The 18,403-nt window shown below is 58.5% G+C and carries 17 protein-coding genes and 1 pseudogene; 6 read left to right on the top strand and 12 right to left on the bottom strand.

Translation table 11 applies throughout. From position 1 onward, the window contains the following. Positions 1–19 precede the first annotated feature (19 nt). The 3 genes from ACOTXI_RS19445 to trmB are packed head-to-tail and all read right to left on the bottom strand — an operon-like array spanning position 20 to position 1,838. Positions 20–736, bottom strand: a complete 717-nt coding sequence (locus ACOTXI_RS19445; protein WP_008499762.1) for a DUF2884 domain-containing protein — start codon at positions 734–736, stop codon at positions 20–22. Between the two features lie 56 nt (positions 737–792). Beyond that, a complete protein-coding gene (locus ACOTXI_RS19440) occupies positions 793–1,119 on the bottom strand; it encodes a YggL family protein (protein WP_003862421.1) in 327 nt (108 codons plus the stop codon). After that, positions 1,119–1,838, bottom strand: a complete 720-nt coding sequence (trmB, locus tag ACOTXI_RS19435; RefSeq protein WP_023294526.1) for a tRNA (guanosine(46)-N7)-methyltransferase TrmB — start codon at positions 1,836–1,838, stop codon at positions 1,119–1,121. Before trmB ends, ACOTXI_RS19440 begins: the two co-directional genes overlap by 1 nt. 144 nt (positions 1,839–1,982) lie before the next feature. Here trmB and mutY point away from each other — a divergent pair, with 144 nt between their 5' ends. The 4 genes from mutY to ACOTXI_RS19415 all read left to right on the top strand — a co-directional run bounded on the left by mutY (position 1,983) and on the right by ACOTXI_RS19415 (position 6,010). Then, positions 1,983–3,035 (top strand): A/G-specific adenine glycosylase, encoded by a 1,053-nt coding sequence (mutY, locus tag ACOTXI_RS19430; RefSeq protein ID WP_170226944.1) that lies wholly within the window; start codon positions 1,983–1,985, stop codon positions 3,033–3,035. A 26-nt stretch (positions 3,036–3,061) separates the two neighbouring features. Next, positions 3,062–3,334 (top strand): oxidative damage protection protein, encoded by a 273-nt coding sequence (locus ACOTXI_RS19425; RefSeq protein WP_008499765.1) that lies wholly within the window; start codon positions 3,062–3,064, stop codon positions 3,332–3,334. A 124-nt stretch (positions 3,335–3,458) separates the two neighbouring features. Then, positions 3,459–4,535: a membrane-bound lytic murein transglycosylase MltC gene (gene mltC / locus ACOTXI_RS19420; protein WP_021242082.1), complete on the top strand. Its 1,077-nt coding sequence runs from the start codon at positions 3,459–3,461 to the stop codon at positions 4,533–4,535. Positions 4,536–4,753: 218 nt separating this feature from the next. After that, positions 4,754–6,010 carry a nucleoside permease gene (locus ACOTXI_RS19415; protein WP_008499767.1) on the top strand — a complete coding sequence of 419 codons (1,257 nt, stop codon included), beginning with the start codon at positions 4,754–4,756 and terminating at the stop codon, positions 6,008–6,010. A 79-nt stretch (positions 6,011–6,089) separates the two neighbouring features. Here the strand turns inward: ACOTXI_RS19415 and citG are convergent, their stop codons facing one another. From citG to ACOTXI_RS19375, 8 genes and pseudogenes are all read right to left on the bottom strand, one after another. Then, positions 6,090–6,893, bottom strand: a complete 804-nt coding sequence (gene citG / locus ACOTXI_RS19410; protein WP_058653981.1) for a triphosphoribosyl-dephospho-CoA synthase CitG — start codon at positions 6,891–6,893, stop codon at positions 6,090–6,092. Next, positions 6,871–7,410 carry a citrate lyase holo-[acyl-carrier protein] synthase gene (gene citX, locus ACOTXI_RS19405; RefSeq protein WP_045371290.1) on the bottom strand — a complete coding sequence of 180 codons (540 nt, stop codon included), beginning with the start codon at positions 7,408–7,410 and terminating at the stop codon, positions 6,871–6,873. Before citX ends, citG begins: the two co-directional genes overlap by 23 nt. Then, positions 7,407–8,930, bottom strand: coding sequence for a citrate lyase subunit alpha (gene citF / locus ACOTXI_RS19400; protein WP_045371292.1), 1,524 nt, complete (start codon positions 8,928–8,930; stop codon positions 7,407–7,409). The genes citX and citF overlap by 4 nt, the downstream gene beginning before the upstream one ends. A 10-nt stretch (positions 8,931–8,940) precedes the next feature. After that, entirely contained in the window at positions 8,941–9,816 is an 876-nt protein-coding gene (gene citE / locus ACOTXI_RS19395) for a citrate (pro-3S)-lyase subunit beta (protein ID WP_023326048.1), read from the bottom strand. Then, positions 9,813–10,106 (bottom strand): citrate lyase acyl carrier protein, encoded by a 294-nt coding sequence (citD, locus tag ACOTXI_RS19390; protein ID WP_058653982.1) that lies wholly within the window; start codon positions 10,104–10,106, stop codon positions 9,813–9,815. Before citD ends, citE begins: the two co-directional genes overlap by 4 nt. Before the next feature lie 16 nt (positions 10,107–10,122). After that, positions 10,123–11,145 carry a [citrate (pro-3S)-lyase] ligase gene (gene citC, locus ACOTXI_RS19385; RefSeq protein WP_058653983.1) on the bottom strand — a complete coding sequence of 341 codons (1,023 nt, stop codon included), beginning with the start codon at positions 11,143–11,145 and terminating at the stop codon, positions 10,123–10,125. A gap of 13 nt (positions 11,146–11,158) precedes the next feature. Then, positions 11,159–12,021: pseudogene (locus tag ACOTXI_RS19380) on the bottom strand (fumarylacetoacetate hydrolase family protein). A 17-nt stretch (positions 12,022–12,038) separates the two neighbouring features. Then, positions 12,039–13,400, bottom strand: coding sequence for a 2-hydroxycarboxylate transporter family protein (locus ACOTXI_RS19375; protein ID WP_021242090.1), 1,362 nt, complete (start codon positions 13,398–13,400; stop codon positions 12,039–12,041). Between the two features lie 344 nt (positions 13,401–13,744). Here ACOTXI_RS19375 and ACOTXI_RS19370 point away from each other — a divergent pair, with 344 nt between their 5' ends. Beyond that, positions 13,745–15,370 carry an ATP-binding protein gene (locus ACOTXI_RS19370; protein ID WP_058653984.1) on the top strand — a complete coding sequence of 542 codons (1,626 nt, stop codon included), beginning with the start codon at positions 13,745–13,747 and terminating at the stop codon, positions 15,368–15,370. Next, positions 15,360–16,052 carry a response regulator gene (locus ACOTXI_RS19365; RefSeq protein ID WP_023326051.1) on the top strand — a complete coding sequence of 231 codons (693 nt, stop codon included), beginning with the start codon at positions 15,360–15,362 and terminating at the stop codon, positions 16,050–16,052. The genes ACOTXI_RS19370 and ACOTXI_RS19365 overlap by 11 nt, the downstream gene beginning before the upstream one ends. Positions 16,053–16,140: 88 nt before the next feature. Here ACOTXI_RS19365 and ACOTXI_RS19360 read toward each other — a convergent pair whose 3' ends face one another. After that, positions 16,141–18,276: an ornithine decarboxylase gene (locus ACOTXI_RS19360; protein ID WP_058653985.1), complete on the bottom strand. Its 2,136-nt coding sequence runs from the start codon at positions 18,274–18,276 to the stop codon at positions 16,141–16,143. Positions 18,277–18,403 lie beyond the last annotated feature (127 nt).

Here is an 18,403-nt window from a genome sequence, read left to right as displayed (position 1 = left end):
GGGAGAGGGTTAGGGGACCTTACTTCAGCGTCCCCACCAGCGCCTTCCGGCTATCTTCCAGCGACACCACGCGCTTACACACGTCTTTGCCGAACTGCTGGAAATCATCTTCCTGGTTTTTCCACTCGTTCTGAATGGAAGTTTGCAGGCCGCCCAGACTGCCCAGCACGCCCTGCAGCGGATTACCGCCGCCTTTCAGCACCGCTTTGGCACCCATCTCGTTGATGCTGTCCTGCAGGATGCCGCCCATCGCCTGGTTCACCAGCTGCTGCCCGTCAGCACGAACCTGATCGATCGCCTTGTAGTGGAACGTCAGGCCGTCGGAGCGCGTCTCGATAATGCGGTTCATCTGTTCTTTAAGCTGCTTGTCCAGCTTCGTCAGGCGGGTGCGCATGTTACTGCTCTCACCCACCTCTTTGGTGATGATCTTATCCAGCGCCACGCGGCTCTTTTCGACGCGCGTCAGGGCACCTTCATTAATCCACGGTAGCGCGGTACGCAATTCGGACTGGTAGTCTTTCGCCTGCTCGCGCTGTGCGGCAGTCAGGTTGTACTGTTTGCCGTTATAGGTGACGTTCCCTTCTGGCGTAATTACCAGATTGCCGTTCTCGCCTTTGACCTGCACGGTTTGCGGGCTTAACACCACGTCATCACGCGGGGTGACGCTACATTGATAATCCGCATGGGCGGTGAATCCGGTTGCCATCAAAGCAACAGCCAGCAACGTTTTGCGCATCTTAAACACTCCCTCAGACAAAATGGGCCAGCTAATGCTGGCCCTTGACTGCTTTATTAGTCCCACCAAACGTCGAAAAGTTCGCTGACGCGGACATCTTCGAGCTTGTGATCTTCAAGCCATTTACGGACCAGAGCCTGATGTTCTTCGGTGCATTTACCCACTTCCTGGGTGCAGATCAGACCTTCCCAGGCCAGATAGCCGCTACCGTCGAAGGCCAGTTTGTTTGGCTCGATCACCTCGTTGATGAACGCATCCACGTCCTGATCGATCTGCTCAACGCTGGTGCCTTCCGGGAAACGCCACGCAACGGAGAAGCCCACTTCCTGGAATTCTTCGATGTGCATCTTTTTACGCAGACGACGGCTACGATTCTTTGCCATTATTTCACCCTCTCGAACATTAAGTCCCATACACCGTGACCAAGACGATGGCCACGCTGTTCAAATTTCGTTACCGGACGCGATTCCGGACGCGGTACATAGTCGTTATTCGCAGACTGGTTTTTATAACCGTCGAGCGACGACATCACTTCCAGCATATGTTCCGCATACGGTTCCCAGTCGGTCGCCATATGGAAGACACCGCCCAGCTTCAGCTTGCTTTTAACCAGCTCGGCAAACGGCGCCTGAACGATACGGCGTTTATTATGACGCGCTTTATGCCACGGGTCAGGGAAAAAGAGCTGAACCATGGTTAAAGAATTGTCAGGAATCATTTTGTGCAGCACTTCCACCGCGTCGTGACACATCACGCGCAGGTTCTCAACGCCCTCTTCATGGGCCGTTGCCAGACACGCACCGACGCCCGGGGAGTGGACTTCGATACCGAGGAAGTTCTGCTCCGGGCGCGCTTTCGCCATGGTCACCAGCGAGGCGCCCATACCGAAGCCAATTTCCAGCGTGACCGGCGCGTCGCGGCCAAACAGCTCGCTGAAATCCAGAGGCTGCTCGCTGAACTCAACGCCCATCACCGGCCAGTAGTTGTCCAGCGCGTGTTGCTGACCTTTTGTCAGGCGGCCCTGACGACGGACAAAGCTGCGAATACGGCGCAGCGGGCGACCGTTTTCATCAAATTCCGGTGAAATGACGTCGTTTTTCATAAAAGAGTTGTCTGCTTGTGAGAATGTTCGGGAAACGGGCATTATCCAAAGTTAAGGCTTCTATGCAAGCATGGGAAAGATCCGGTTTACAGCAGATTGACGCTGTGCTGCAATCTGCGTCCCTGATTATGCGAATCGATGACCATGCAAGCCTCTCAATTTTCAGCCCAGGTGCTGGACTGGTACGACAAATACGGGCGTAAAACCCTGCCCTGGCAAATTGAAAAAACGCCGTACAAAGTATGGCTCTCCGAGGTGATGTTGCAACAAACGCAGGTCGCCACAGTAATCCCTTACTTCGAGCGTTTTATGGCGCGCTTCCCGACGGTCACCGATCTGGCGAACGCCCCGCTTGACGAGGTGCTGCACCTGTGGACCGGGCTGGGCTATTACGCCCGCGCGCGCAACCTGCACAAGGCCGCTCAGCAGGTTGCGACGCGCCACAACGGTAAATTCCCGGAAACTTTCGACGAGGTGGCGGACTTACCCGGCGTCGGGCGTTCGACCGCAGGCGCTATTCTCTCCCTGTCTTTAGGCAAGCATTTCCCGATCCTCGACGGCAACGTCAAGCGCGTGCTGGCACGCTGCTATGCCGTTGACGGCTGGCCGGGGAAGAAGGATGTTGAAAAACGCCTTTGGGAAATCAGTGAAGCGGTTACCCCAGCCAACGGCGTCGAGCGTTTCAACCAGGCGATGATGGATCTCGGCGCCATGGTCTGCACGCGCTCAAAACCCAAATGCGAACTCTGCCCGGTGAATAACCTCTGCGTGGCGTATGCCAACCATTCCTGGGCGCAGTATCCGGGCAAGAAACCCAAACAGACGCTGCCGGAGCGCACCGGCTATATGCTGCTGATGCAGCACGGCGATGAGGTCTTCCTCGCCCAGCGTCCGCCGAGCGGTCTGTGGGGTGGTCTATACTGCTTCCCACAGTTTGAAGATGAAGACTTGCTGCGTGAATGGCTTAAACAGCGCGGGATTGCTGCCGATAACCTGACGCAGCTGACCGCGTTTCGCCACACCTTCAGCCATTTCCATCTGGATATTGTGCCGATGTGGCTTCCCGTGTCCTCCTTCGCCTCGTGCATGGATGAAGGCACCGCTCTCTGGTATAACTTAGCGCAACCGCCATCAGTCGGACTGGCGGCTCCCGTGGAGCGCCTGTTACAGCAATTACGTGCCGGTGCAATGGTTTAGCATCGACAAGAAAAAGAGGAATGAGTATGGCCAGAACGATTTTTTGTACTTTCCTGCAGCGTGACGCTGAGGGCCAGGATTTCCAGCTTTATCCGGGAGAGCTGGGTAAACGCATCTACAATGAAATCTCCAAAGAAGCCTGGGGACAGTGGCAGAAAAAGCAGACCATGCTGATTAACGAGAAGAAACTCAGCATGATGAACCCGGAACACCGCAAGCTGCTGGAGCAGGAGATGGTGAGCTTCCTGTTCGAAGGTAAAGACGTGCACATCGAAGGCTATACGCCACCGGAAAAATAACATCGAGCGGCTGTTGCCCGGCGGCGCTTCGCTTGCACGGGCCTACGGTTTTGTAGGCCGGGTAAGCGCAGCGCCACCCGGCGAAAGCAACGACTAAGCAAACACCACACGCACTCCCGGAATGATGAAAAAACTTTTAGCGCTAGCCCTTGTTGCGCCGTTGCTTGTCTCGTGTTCGTCAAAAAAAGGCGATGATTACAACGAAGCCTGGATCAAGGACACCAACGGTTTTGACATTTTGATGGGGCAGTTTGCCCACAACATCGAGAACATATGGGGATTTAACGAAGTTCTTATTGCCGGACCTAAGGACTACGTTAAGTACACCGACGCCTATCTGACCCGTAGCCACATCAACTTTGATGAGGGGACGATCACGATTGAGACCATCGCAGGCACAGACCCTGCGGCTCGACTCCGTCAGGCCATTATCAAAACCCTGCTGATGGGTGACGATCCGGGCTCAATCGATCTCTACTCCGATGCCGACGATATCACCATCTCGAAAGAGCCGTTCCTGTACGGTCAGGTCGTCGATCAGACCGGCCAGCCGATCCGCTGGGAAGGTCGCGCCACGAAATTTGCCGACTACCTGCTGCAGACGCGCCTGAAAAGCCGCTCGAACGGTCTGAAGATTATCTACAGCGTCACCATCAACCTCGTCCCGAACCACCTCGACAAGCGTGCGCATAAGTATCTGGGCATGGTGCGTCAGGCCTCGCGTAAGTACGGCGTGGATGAGTCGCTGATCCTGGCGATTATGCAGACCGAATCCTCGTTTAACCCGTACGCAGTGAGCCGTTCCGACGCCCTGGGGCTGATGCAGGTGGTGCAGCACAGCGCCGGTAAAGACGTGTTCCGCGCGCAGGGGAAATCCGGCACGCCGAGCCGCAGCTATCTGTTCGACCCGCAGAGCAACATTGATACCGGCACGGCCTATCTGGCGATGCTGAACAATGTCTACCTCGGCGGCATCGACAACCCGACGTCGCGTCGCTATGCGGTGATCACCGCCTATAACGGCGGCGCGGGCAGCGTGCTGCGCGTCTTCTCAAATGACAAAGTGCAGGCCGCAAACATCATCAACAGCATGGCGCCGGGGGATGTCTACGCCACCCTGACCACCCGCCACCCGTCCGCGGAATCCCGTCGTTATCTGTATAAGGTGAATACGGCGCAGAAGAATTACCGTCGCCGGTGATCCGCACACCTTCTCCTGCAAGGAGAAGGTGTTCTGCTTCCCCCCACCCATACGAAAATGTTATTTGCATCACAATCCAAACTGCAAATTAATGTGGATTGCATTTTTTTGCGGGAGGTAACAAAACATATCGTTGCCAACTGATAGAATTGCATCAAATAACAACCCTGAATGTTTCTATAACAACATATCTCCCGCTCACTTGTGAGGAAAGTAACATGAACCTTAAGCTGCAGCTTAAAATATTGTCGTTTCTGCAGTTCTGCCTGTGGGGTAGCTGGCTGACTACACTCGGCTCCTATATGTTTGTGACGCTCAAGTTCGATGGTGCGTCAATCGGTGCCGTCTACAGCTCGCTCGGTATTGCGGCTGTCTTCATGCCAACGCTGCTGGGGATCGTGGCGGATAAATGGTTAAGCGCCAAATGGCTGTACATGCTTTGCCACCTGGTGGGCGCGGGGACGCTGTTTATGGCAGCCCAGGTGACCACGCCGGGGGCGATGTTCATGGTGATCCTGCTTAACTCGCTGGCCTATATGCCAACGCTTGGGCTGATCAACACCATCTCCTACTACCGCCTGAAGTCCGCGGATATGGATATCGTGACCGATTTCCCGCCAATCCGTATCTGGGGCACCATCGGCTTTATCATGGCGATGTGGGGCGTGAGCTTCGCGGGCTTCGAACTGAGCCATATGCAGCTCTATATCGGTGCGGCGCTCTCCGTATTGCTGGCGATCTTCACCCTGACGCTGCCAACCATTCCGGTGTCTAACCAGCAGAAAAACCAGAGCTGGAGCACCATGCTCGGCCTGGATGCCTTCGCGCTGTTCAAAAACAAACGCATGGCGATCTTTTTCATCTTCTCCATGCTGCTGGGCGCGGAGCTGCAGATCACCAACATGTTCGGCAACACCTTCCTGCACAGCTTCGATAACAACCCGCTGTTCTCCGGCAGCTTTATCGTTGAGCATGCGTCGGTGATGATGTCCATCTCTCAGATCTCTGAGACGCTGTTCATCCTGACCATCCCGTTCTTCCTGAGCCGCTACGGCATCAAGAACGTCATGCTGATCAGTATCGCGGCGTGGATGCTGCGCTTCGGTCTGTTCGCCTACGGCGACCCAAGCCCGTTCGGCACCGTGCTGCTGGTGCTGTCGATGATTGTTTACGGCTGCGCCTTCGACTTCTTCAACATCTCCGGCTCGGTGTTTGTGGAAAAAGAGGTTAAACCTGAAATCCGCGCCAGCGCGCAGGGTATGTTCCTGATGATGACCAACGGCTTCGGCTGTATTCTGGGCGGCGTGGTGAGCGGTAAAGTGGTTGAGATGTACACCACCAACGGCATCACCAACTGGCAGCCGGTGTGGCTGATCTTCGCGGCGTACTCGCTGGTGCTGTTCTTCGCGTTCATCGCACTGTTCAAGTACAAGCACGTGCGTGAGCCGCACGGTGCGCAGCCGATCGCGCATTGATTGTTGTGCCCGGTGGCGCTGCGCTTACCGGGCCTACAAAACCAGACCGTAGGCCGGGTAAGGCGAAGCCGCCACCCGGCTATTTTATTGCAGAAAGCATCCCCCCCACCGACAATAAATCCGCGCTGCCGCCCGGGCTCAGGTTCCGTTCAATCAGTGCGTTATCCATTCTGATCAACGCCTCGCGGTCCCAGCCGTTATCCAGCAGTTCCCGCGCGTAGCCCTGAACGTAGCGCAGCCCTTCCATGCCGCCGCGCGACACGAGATTACTGTCCTGATTGACCGCCATCAGGCGCAACAGCAGGCCGTGAAGCGACTGTCCGTTCCACGAATCCAAAGCCTTACGCACCGTCGCAAAGCCGCTCTCCGCCTCACCGCGCGCGCCGGTTAAGCCGTACTGCTTAAACTGCCGCTCGCCCGCCGTCGCCTGTCCGCTGCGTGCGGCCAGCTCCCGCGACACCAGCCCGCGGCATATGTTACTCACCTCACAGCAGAGGCTCTCTGCGGAGACATTTTTCACACGCCCGGCGGCGAAGCACAGTAAACCCAGGGCAAAAATCCCGCCCTTGTGGGTGTTCACTCCGTTCGTCGCGGCATACATCGCCTGCTCGCAGGCCAGCCCCATCGGGCGGAGAAGGCGTAGCTGTTCCCCAGCCGGTTTATCCGCATGCGCGCTGCCCAGCTCGGCAAAGCGCGAAAGCCACGGCGTAATCGCCATAATGCTGCGAACGAACAGCGCGTGGTCCATATCGCGATGGGAACCGTTGTTAAGCTTGTCCACCAACCCCGGCTTGGGCGTCAGCTCCACCTCCTGCCACAGCGCCGCTTCGGCAAGCGCGGGCACGTCAGCCGGGCGCGGTTTAGTCGCGAGCAAACCAGTCATCGATCGTCTTCTCCACGCGGGAAACCACCTGCTCAACGGGGTGGTTGCGCGAACGGGAACAGGCGTGGGCGGGCGCGTCGCAGATCAGGCAGCGCCTGAGATTCGCCCCCAGCGACTGACGCCCGACGTGGCCGTGCTGAGGGCAAATCACGTCCAGATCCCACAGCCTGCCGAGCGGGTGCGTCTGCTCCAGATCCGCACAGTGCGCTTTGATTTCCACCGCCGGATGGGACACGCACCACAGGGCTTCGGGCCCGGTCGGGAGCCACAGCACCTGGCGGTCCAGCACCTGCCAGCGGTTTTCCCACAGCAGCTGGTCGCACATCTGCAGCGCCACGCCCATGGTATTGCGGTAGCGCAGGCTGTCCTTGATTTCCCCCGGCGTGACCAGCGTGAGGGAGATCACCGGTTGTTGATAGTGCTCAAGCATGTCAGCCTGGCGCGCTGCGCGGCGCTCTTTCGCCGCCAGCAGTTCGTCAAGGCTGACACCCGCCCGCACGGGTGTCGCTAAAGTCATACGTCCTCCTTCACCTGTCGCACGGTGTCGATCACGCTGCCGTCGCGGTAGCGGATCACCCCGACGATTTTGTCGGTGAACTCAATCGGTTTCGGGACGCCGGTCAGGGAGATCGCCCGTTCATACAGCGCGTTGATATCCACAACCTTCAGCCCGGCTTCCAGCAGCCGCTCGCGGATTTCGGGGCGCGCCGGGTTGACCGCGATGCCGTGATCGGTAACCAGGACATCGATGCTCTCCCCCGGCGTAAGGCGCGTGGTAACCCGCTTCACCACCGTCGGAATGCGGCTGCGTAGCAGCGGCGCGACCACAATGGTCAGGTTCGCCGCGGCGGCCACGTCGCAGTGCCCGCCGGACGCGCCGCGCATCACGCCGTCGGATCCGGTGATGACGTTGACGTTGAACTCGACGTCGATCTCCAGGGCGCTGAGGATCACCACGTCGAGCTGGTCGCAGCTTGCCGCCTTGCTGCCGGGGTTGGCGTAGACGTTGGTGGAGATCTCCACGTGGTTCGGGTTACGCGCCAGCGAGGCCGCCGCCTGACCGTCAAAGCACTGGGTATCGAGCAGCTTTTCGATGAGCCCCTTCTCGTGCAGATCCACCAGGCTGCCGGTGATGCCGCCGAGCGCAAAGCGCGCCTTCACGCCGCTGCGCTCCATCTTCTCTTCCATAAAGCGGGTGCAGGCGGTGGCCGCCGCGCCGGAGCCGGTCTGCATCGAGAAGCCCGGTTTGAAGTAGCCGGAATGCTCGATCACATCCGCCGCATAGCGGGCAATCATCAGCTCGCGCGGGTTGCTGGTGACGCGCGCCGCGCCGACGCTGATTTTCGCCGGGTCGCCCACGCTCTCCACCTGCACGATGTAGTCCACCTGGTCCTGCACCAGGCTGGCGGGCATATTGGGGAACGGCACCAGCTCTTCGGTCAGCAGCACTACCTTGCGGGCAAAGTGGGCGTCCACCATGGCGTAGCCCAGCGAGCCGCAGCACGATTTTCCGTGCGTCCCGTTGGCGTTGCCAAACTCATCGCTGCACGGCACGCCGAGAAACGCCACGTCGATATTCAGCTCACCGTCCTGGAGCAGCTTCACGCGCCCGCCGTGGGAGTGAATTTGCACCGGCTCGTCCATCAGCCCGTGGGAGATGGCGTCTGCCAGCCTGCCGCGCATGCCGGAGGTGTAAATCCGGGTGATGACGCCGCTTTCGATATGCTCGATCAGCGCGTCGTTGCAGGTCATCAGCGAGCTGGAGGCCAGCGTCAGGTTTTTGAAGCCCATCCGCGCCAGCAGCGCCACGACGGTGTTAATCACCCGGTCGCCTTCGCGAAACGCATGGTGGAAGGAGATGGTCATCCCGTCCTGCAGGCCGCAGCGTTTAACCGCCTCTTCAATGGAGGCACACAGCTTGCGGCTGTGCTTCGCATCGCTGTCCGCCAGCCACGGCGTGGCGCTGTGGGCGGTATCAAACGGTTTTAAGTCCCGCAGATGGGGAAAATTCACGTGAAGAAGTTCAGTCTGATTCATTGTCTTATCCTTACCGACGCACGCCGGAGGCCGCCGCGCGCTCCAGCACCACCTGCGCGTGGTTAATAATCGGTGCATCCACCATTTTGCCGTTGAGCGACACCACGCCCAGGCCGTTACGCTCGCCCTCTTCTGCCGCCTCAATCACCCTTCTGGCGTGATCCACCTCTTCCTGCGTCGGGGCGTAGGCGTTGTGCAGCAGGTCAATCTGGCGCGGGTTAATCAGCGATTTGCCGTTGAAGCCCATCTTGCGGATCAGATCGACCTCGCGCAGGAACCCGGCCTCGTCGTTAACGTCTGACCACACCACGTCGAAGGCGTCGATACCCGCCGCGCGGGCGGCGTGCAGCACGGCACAGCGGGCGTAGAACAGCTCGGTGCCGTCGCCGCGCTCGGTCTGCATATCCATCACGTAGTCAAAGGCGGCCAGCGCAATGCCGATGAGGCGCGGAGAGCTGCGGGCAATCGCCACGGCGTTGATGACGCCAATGGCCGATTCAATCGCCGCCATCACGCGGGTGGAGCCGACCTCGCGGCCGCACGCCTGCTCGATGCGCTCGAGGTGGCCCTCCAGCTCGTAAATGTCGTCTGGGGTATCGGTTTTCGGCAGACGGATCACGTCCACGCCGGCCCGCACGGCGGCTTCCAGATCCAGCAGACCAAACGGCGTGCTCAGCGGGTTAATGCGCACCACGGTTTCGATATCCTGATACATCGGGTGCTGCAACGCGTGGAACACCAGCATGCGCGCCGTATCCTTCTCGCGCAGGGCAACGGCGTCCTCAAGGTCAAACATGATAGAGTCGGGACGGTATATAAAGGCGGTGGAGAGCATGGCGGCGTTAGCGCCCGGCAGGAACAGCATACTGCGGCGGAGTTTGCTCATTTCAGCGCCCCCCAGTTGATGGCCTGTTCATCGGCGGCACGTATCAGCGCGCTTTGCAGACGGGCGCGGATCACACAGTCCAGCGCCCCTTTGTCTTCAATAATGATTAATCCCTGGTGCACGTTCATGGCGCGCAATGTGTCGTTGACCACCTGGCGAATTTGTTCGCCAAACTGCTTAATCACTTCGCTGTGGATGACGATCTCCAGCTCGCCGTGAGCGGGAGCAATTTTCACCATCAGGTCGCTGGACTCCTGCGTTCCGGCCAGCGCCTCCCTTACAATTTTCATGATAAATTCCTGGTAGTTAAGCGACTTCGGCACTCGCACGGTAATGCGTTTCGAGGTGCGCGAAGGTGGAGTCCGGGACAATCTCCCGGATCCGGGAAAACTGCTGTGTCTTCAGTAAGCGGCGCACTTCGGACGCCGATATGGCGTTACCGGTGGCCTTGATGCGCGGCATTTCCACCACCTCGATATGCGAGGCCAGCAGGTCGTGCAGCGTCTGGTTGTACTGGCGGGTGATGTCGCAGAACGGCTCCGAGCCGATGAAGCGGTGCGTGATGCCGAGCGCCGGGGCGATGAAGTCCCGGAAGATCAGCACGTCGATCTCGCTCCACGCCTGCTGCACCTTGCCGGTCTCCTTCAGGAAGTAGGCCGGAAACGTGGCGCGGGAAATGATGTACTGCGAGCCTTCATGCACCACCACGTTCGGCAGATGCGCCACGCCCGCGCGCACCATCTCGAGCCGCGCGCTGAACGGGAAGAACGATGCGTCTTCAAGCACCACGAACAGATGCAGGGCATCGCACCGCTGCGCCGCCTGCTCCACCAGATGGCGGTGGCCGAGGGTGAACGGATTGGCGTTCATCACGATGGCGCCAATGTTCTCCCCGCACTTGCGGCTCGCGCTCAGGGAACGGCAGTAGCGCGCGAGCCCCTGCGGCGTGTTTTCCATCAGCACGGCGTTGTTCCCGCTCTGGGCAATCGGCCAGAAGCCGCTGCGGGCAAAGCGCTCCCGGTTGCACGGCCGGGTGCAGAGGAAGAGGTGAAAATGGCCGCGCTCCAGCGCCGCATTTTGCACCTCCGCCAGCAGCCGTGCGCTGAGGTTCTCGCCGCGAAGCTGCTCGTTGACCGCCACGCACTTGATGACGTTGGCGGCAAGCCCTGCGCACCCCACCAGCTGCGGGCCGGACCAGGCTTCGACGAACAGCGTGATGTCGTTGTCCAGGCCAAGGCCGCTGTCTGCCAGCAGGTAACGGATCTGACTCAAGCGTTCCGGGTGTTTCGCCACCAGCGTGTGGCGAAAATCGATGGGTTGCGAATGCATGCTGCCGCCTTACTTAATGTGCTGCCGCAAGCCCGACGGCAGGCGCTTCCACGATCACGTTGCTGAGATGACCGATATGCTCGATCTCCACCTCAATGCGATCCCCCTCTTTCATAAACAGCGGCGGATTGCGCTTTTTACCCACCCCGCCAGGGGATCCGGTGATGATCACATCGCCAGGACTCAAGCGGGTGAAGGTGCTGATGTACTCGATCAGCTCCGCCACCTTGTGGATCATGCTGCTGGTGTTGTCTTCCTGCACCATGCGGCCGTTCAGCCAGGTGCGGATTGCCAGTTGGTGCGGATCCGGGATCTCGTCCGCCGTCGCCATCCACGGGCCAAACGCGCCGGTTTTGCGCCAGTTTTTACCGGCGGTAAACCAGGTGTGCTGCCAGTCGCGGGCGGAGCCGTCCATGTAGCAGCTGTAGCCGGCCACGTGGCGCAGGGCGTCGTCGCGGCTGATGTTCTCCCCGCCTTTACCGATGATCACCGCCAGCTCGCCTTCGTAGTCGAATTCGCTGGAGTGGCGCGGCTTCAGCACCGGCTCGTTGTGGCCGGTCTGTGATCCGGGAAGCGAACAAACAGCGTCGGGGCCGGATTGTGCTGGTCAAACTCCTTGCGCTTGTCGGCGTAGTTCATGCCCACGCAGAGGATTTTTTCCGGCTGCTCAATCACCGGTAAGAAGGTGATGGCGCTCATCGGCACGTCCACGGCATCGTTCAGGTAGCGGGTGGCCTGCGCCAGCCCGTTGCCCTGCAGCAGCGCTTTAAGGTCGCTGTAGCGGTCGCCCAGACGGCGGCCTAAATCAATCACGCCGTCGGCCTGGACGATGCCGTAGCTGCGTTTTCCCTGGTATAAAAAGCTTGCGAGTTTCATTGTTCTTTCCTGAAAACTTAAACGAGGAAGTTGCCCAGAATCAGCAGTGAGATGGAGACGTTAATCGCCCCGCCGATACGGGTAGCAATCTGGGCGAACGGCATCAGGCTCATGCGGTTGCCTGCGGTCAGGATCGCCACGTCGCCGGTACCGCCCTGGCCGCTCTGGCAGCAGGAGACGATGGCGACATCAATCGGGTGCATGCCAATCTTTTTGCCGACGAAGAACCCGGTCGCCACGAGCGCGGAGACGGTGCTGATAATCACCAGCAGGTTGGTCAGCGTGAAGGCGGCCACCAGTTCATGCCATGGGGTGATGGCCACGCCAACGGCAAAGAGAATCGGGTAGGTCACGGAGGTCTGGAAGAACTTGTACACCACCTGCGAGCCTTCCAGCAGACGTGGAGAAGCACCGTTGCAGAGCTTCACCAGCACCGCCATAAACAGCATGCCGACCGGCGCAGGCAGGCCGATCAGCTTGTGGCCGAGCATGCCCAGCATGTAGAGCAGCACCGCCAGCAGCGCGCCGGAGGCGATCGTGGTCACGTCCGCCTTGCCGGAGAACGCAGGCTGAGAAACGGTGGCATCGGCATTGGCGCGGTTAGGCATCAGCTGGCCTTCACCGGTCAGGTGCGGGTAGCGTTTACCCAGCTGGTTCAGGCAGCCGGAGATGATGATGGCGGTCAGACCGCCGAGCATGACCATCGGCAGCACGCGACCGAGCGCCACGCCCTGATCCATGTGCAGCAGGGTGGCATAGCCGATGGAAAGCGGGATTGCCCCTTCGCCCACGCCGCCCGCCATAATCGGCAGAATGATAAAGAAGAAGATCTGGAATGGCTCAAGACCCAGCGCCAGGCCGACGCCCATCCCCACGAGCATGCCGACGATTTCGCCGCACAGCATCGGGAAGAAGATGCGCAGGAAGCCCTGAATCAGCACCGTGCGGTTCATGCTCATGATGCTGCCGACAATAATGCAGCAGATATAGAGGTAGAGAATGTTGGTGGATTTGTAGAACTTGGTCGTAGACTCGACCACCACGTCCGGCAGCAGGCCATAATAGACCAGCGCGGAAGGGATAAAGGTGGCGCAAATCGCCGCCGCGCCGAGCTTGCCGACAATCGGCAGGCGTTTGCCAAACTCACCGCAGGCAAAGCCGAAGAAGGCCAGCGTCGCCACCATCACCACGATATCGCTCGGCAGTTTTCCGCCCAGGCAATCAATGGCGATCAGCGCGCCCGCCAGAACGAACAGCGGCAGAGGAATAATCCCGATTTTCCAGGTATCCATAATATGCCACCAGCGCTCTTTGAGTGAAGGCCGCTGAATTTCAATCGGGTCGTGGGTAACAGAGAAAGAATCGTCAGTTGTGCTCATAATAAGCCCCTTGGTTATTTTGTGCGTTCAGCTTAGAGTCACAAAGGCTTACTTTATGTGAGGAATGGCATATTAAAAGCGAAGTTTTAATGGCAGCTATGGTTTTAATGGTTTCTTTTATTTAATGTGATTTACGCCTTATTTATGGCCGTGGTTTTTATGGTTTCTTTTCTGAATTGAACAAACAAATAACATTTATTCGTGCAGCCAGAGGCCCCCCGTCTTTGGGATAACGCTTTTACAACGCCCGCTGTGCAAGGGATCACAAGTTTTCGGCAAAGCGGACGTCCGCGCGAAAAAAGATGATATATTGGCGTTCTTTGTCGCTACCTTGCGTGAGAGTTATGAAAGTCTCTTTCCAGATAAAGCTGTTTATTTCACTGGTTGCCTTTTTCTCAGTGCTTTTTGCGTTACTGGGCGGATATTATTATGCCGATGTCGGGAAACAGCTTTATCAGGAAATGAGTACGCGCGCCAAAATACAGGCTGAAGAGATTGCGCTTATTCCAACATTGCGACATGAAGTTGAACAAAAGAATATCGCCGCCATCCATGATTTTATGCAGAAGATTTCTGCGCACAGTGACGCCAGCTTTATTGTGATTGGTGATAATAAGGGCCAGCATCTTTTTCACTCCGTCTTCGCCGACAGAGTGGGCACCACGCTGGTAGGCGGTGACAACGAAGCCGTATTGCAGGGTAAAAGCACCACCACCATCCGCAAAGGCGGGTTGGGTATTTCGCTGCGCAGTAAGGCCCCCATCTTCAACGCTGCCGGACAGGTGGTCGGCATTGTTTCGGTCGGCTATCTCACCAGCTACCTGGACACCATTACCGTCAGTAAAGTGGTCAATATCCTGATTGCCGCGGTGCTGCTGCTGATTGCTCTCTTTATCTTCTCCTGGTTCTTTACCCGCAGTATTAAGAAGCAGATCTTCTCCCTCGAGCCGCGCGAGATCGGCCTGCTGGTGCGCCAGCAGAAGGCGTTGATGGAGTCTATTTATGAAGGCGTAATTGCCATTGACGATCAAAGGCGGATTGAAGTCATCAACCAGGCGGCGCGCAAGCTGCTGGGGCTGAGCCAGCCGGCCCGCGAGCTGCGCGGGCAGCTGATAAGCCAGGTGATCGATCCGGTCCCGTTCTTCGACACGCAGACGATGCTGGCGAAAGATACCCATGATGAGATTTGCCGTTTTAACGATCTCACGGTGATTGCCAGCCGGGTCCACATCATGCTTGAGGGGTCGCTGCAGGGCTGGGTGATCACCTTCCGCGATCGCAACGAGATCGACTCGCTGAGCGCCCAGCTCAGCCAGGTCAAACGCTACGTCGATAACCTTCGCATCATGCGTCATGAGCAGTTAAACCGGATGACCACCCTCTCCGGTCTGCTGCATATGGGCCGCTATGAGGAGGCGATTGGCTACATTCAGGCGCAGTCTGAACACGCTCAGGAGCTGCTGGACTTTATCTCTTCGCGCTTCAGCTCCCCGACCCTGTGCGGCCTGCTGCTGGGGAAAGCCGCCCGCGCGCGGGAGAAAGGGGTCGAGCTGAGTTTCGACCCGGCCTGTCGGCTGGACAAGCCGTTCCTGCCGTTGGGGGAGCAAGAGCTGATTTCGATTATTGGCAACCTGCTGGATAACGCTATCGAAGCGACGCAGCGGTCGCCGCTTCCCCACGCGCCGGTGGAGGTGCTGATAAAGCTCAGCGAACAGGAGCTGATTATTGAAGTGGCCGACCAGGGCGTTGGCATCAAGCCGGAGATCCGTGAGCGGATCTTTGAGCGCGGCATCACCACCAAAACGCGCGGCGATCATGGGATTGGTCTGTATCTGATCGAAAGCTATGTCACACAGGCTGGCGGCGCGATAGAAGTTGCCGATAATATCCCGCGCGGCGCCATTTTCTCCCTGTTTATCCCGGTCACGGGAACCGCCCGGCAACTGGAAGACACCGACTATGCAACATGAACTTATCGACGTACTGATTGTTGAAGACGAGAACGAGCTGGCGCAACTGCACGCGGAGCTGATAAGCAAGCATCCGCGTCTGAGGCTGGTGGGCATTGCCTCGTCGCTGGCTGCGGCCCAGGCAGAGCTTGCAAGCAAACAGCCGCAGCTGGTGCTGCTGGATAACTATCTGCCGGACGGCAAAGGGATCTCGCTGATCAATAACCCCATGCTGGCCCGCGCCAACTGCTCGGTCATTTTTATTACTGCCGCCAGCGATATGGACACCTGCAGCCAGGCGATCCGCAACGGCGCGTTCGACTACATCCTCAAACCCGTCTCCTGGAAGCGGCTCAGCCAGTCGCTGGAGCGGTTTGTGCAGTTTGCCGAACAGCAGCGCGTCTGGAAGATTGTCGACCAGCAGAACGTCGATTCGCTCTATCAGCTTCAGGCGAAAAACTACCGCCAGGACAACGGCAGCAAGGGCATTGAGGAAAATACCCTGGCGCGGGTGCAGTCGCTGTTTAACGACAAGGCAACGCACTGCTTTACCGTGGATGAGGTGGTGAGCGAGACGGGATTGAGTAAAACCACCACCCGTCGCTATCTGGAGCACTGCGTGGAGAACGGGTTTCTCAGCGTGGAGATGCTGTACGGCAAGATTGGGCATCCGAGAAGGATGTACCGGCGCGCAGAAGCCTGAAGCGATATTGTAGGCCCGGTAAGCTTGCGCCACCGGGCAAATCGCCGGGTGGCGCTAACGCTTACCCGGCCTACGTTCGGGCAAGAGTCTACTTCAACACATACCCATACAGCCGCTTAATCCCGTCGGCATCCTTCTCGCTGTAAACGCCCTGCAGTTCCGGCGAAAAGCCCGGCAGCAGGTTGATGCCCTCCTCCAGAGCCAGGAAGTAACGCTGTACCGCCCCGCCCCAGACTTCACCCGGCACCACGCACAGCACGCCCGGCGGATAGGGCAGTGCCCCTTCGGCAGCAATCCGTCCTTCGGCATCCCGTATGCGAACCAGCTCCACCTCTCCGCGAATATACGCCTGATTGGCATCCTGCGGGTTCATCACCACCTCCGGCAGGCTCTCCTTGCGGAACATCGCCTTCTGCAGATCCTTGACGTCAAAGCTGACGTAGAGATCGTGCATCTCCTGACACAGCTGGCGAAGGGTATAATCCCGGTAGCGCACCGGGTATTTCTGGAAGATCGTCGGCAGCACGTCGGCCAGCGGGGTGTCGTCTTCAATATGCTGTTCAAACTGCCCCAGCATTGCCACCAGCTGAGCCAGCTTGTCGCTGCTTTCGGCAGGCGTCAGCAGGAACAGGATCGAGTTAAGGTCGCATTTTTCCGGCACGATGCCGTTTTCACGCAGGTAGTGCGCCAGAATCGTCGCCGGGATCCCGAAATCAGTGTACTCCCCGGTTTCGGCATCAATGCCCGGCGTGGTCAGCAGCAGCTTGCACGGGTCAACAAAGTACTGCTCGCTTGCATAGCCCTCAAATCCGTGCCATTTGGCCCCCGGCTCGAAGCTGAAGAAGCGCAGCTCGCTGGCAATGGCGTGCGTCGGATGATCCTGCCACGGCCGCCCCGCCACCACCGGTGGGATAAACGGCTTGATCATATGGCAGTTGGCGATGATGGCCTTGCGCGCCTCAATGCCCAGCTCCACACACTCGGCCCACAGCCTGCGCCCGCTTTCCCCTTCGTGGATTTTCGCATTGACATCCAGCGCCGCGAACAGCGGGTAAAACGGGCTGGTGGAGGCATGCAGCATAAAGGCGTTGTTCAGCCGCTTGTGCGGGCAGAAACGCGCCTGACCGCGGATGTGGTTATCCTTTTTATGGATCTGCGAGGTTTGCGAGAACCCGGCCTGCTGTTTGTGCACCGACTGGGTCACGAAAATGCCCGGATCGTTCTCGTTCAGTTCCAGCAACAGCGGGGACGTTTCCGCCATCATCGGAATAAACTGCTCGTAGCCTACCCAGGCGGAGTCAAAGAGAATGTAGTCGCACAGATGGCCGATCTTGTCGATCACCTGACGGGCGTTGTAGATCGTCCCGTCATAGGTGCCAAGCTGAATGATCGCCAGGCGGAAGGGACGCGGCTCGTCGGCTTTCTCCGGCGCCGCCTCGCGGATCAGGTCCCGCAGATACGCGTCGTCAAAGCAATGCTCGTCAATCCCGCCAATAAAGCCAAACGGGTTACGTGCGGCCTCAAGGTAAACCGGCGTGGCGCCCGCCTGGATCAGCGCCCCGTGGTGGTTAGATTTATGGTTGTTGCGGTCGAACAGCACCAGATCGCCGCGGGTGAGCAGCGCGTTGGTCACCACCTTGTTGGCCGCCGACGTGCCGTTCAGCACGAAGTAGGTTTTATCCGCGTTGAAGACCTTCGCCGCAAACTTTTGCGCATGCTTGGCGGACCCTTCGTGGATCAGCAGATCGCCCAGCTTCACGTCGGCATTGCACATGTCGGCGCGGAACACGTTCTCACCGAAGAAATCATAGAACTGCCGCCCTGCCGGATGCTTTTTGAAAAACGCGCCGTGCTGGTGGCCCGGACAGGCGAAAGTGCTGTTGCCCATCTCCACATACTGACTCAGGGTGTCGAAAAACGGCGGCAGCAGGTTCTCTTCGTAACGGCTGGCAGCAGTCTCCAGTTCCAGAAACTCCTGAGCTTTACCCGAGATGACCGCGGTGGCGCCGTCAGGCACCTCCGTCGGCTCCTGAGAGAAAATAAACACCGGTAAATGAAAGCCCGTGCGTTTCAGCAAGGCAAGGATGCCGCTGCGACTCTCTGTCGTCGTCATGACGACGGCTGCCACATCGGTGAAATCCGTGCTGTCCAGCGTCACCTTTTCGCGATGCGTAGACACCGTTGAGAGCAGCTCGCGGCTGACGGCGATTTTCATGGTTTTCATAAGCGCAATTACCCTCACCGAACGGTGAGACAGGGAGGAGAAAATTCGCGCAATAATGTCACCTTTTATTTTGAGGTGCAAGAAGGAATCAGTATGCACTTATATCACCCAAAGCTAAGGCCCGCGC

The organism is Enterobacter cloacae complex sp. BZL2005 (assembly GCF_049238885.1).
GTDB lineage: Bacteria > Pseudomonadota > Gammaproteobacteria > Enterobacterales > Enterobacteriaceae > Enterobacter > Enterobacter roggenkampii.
The sequence above is the reverse complement of the archived record's forward strand: the minus strand, read 5'-3'. Positions and strand labels throughout refer to the sequence as shown.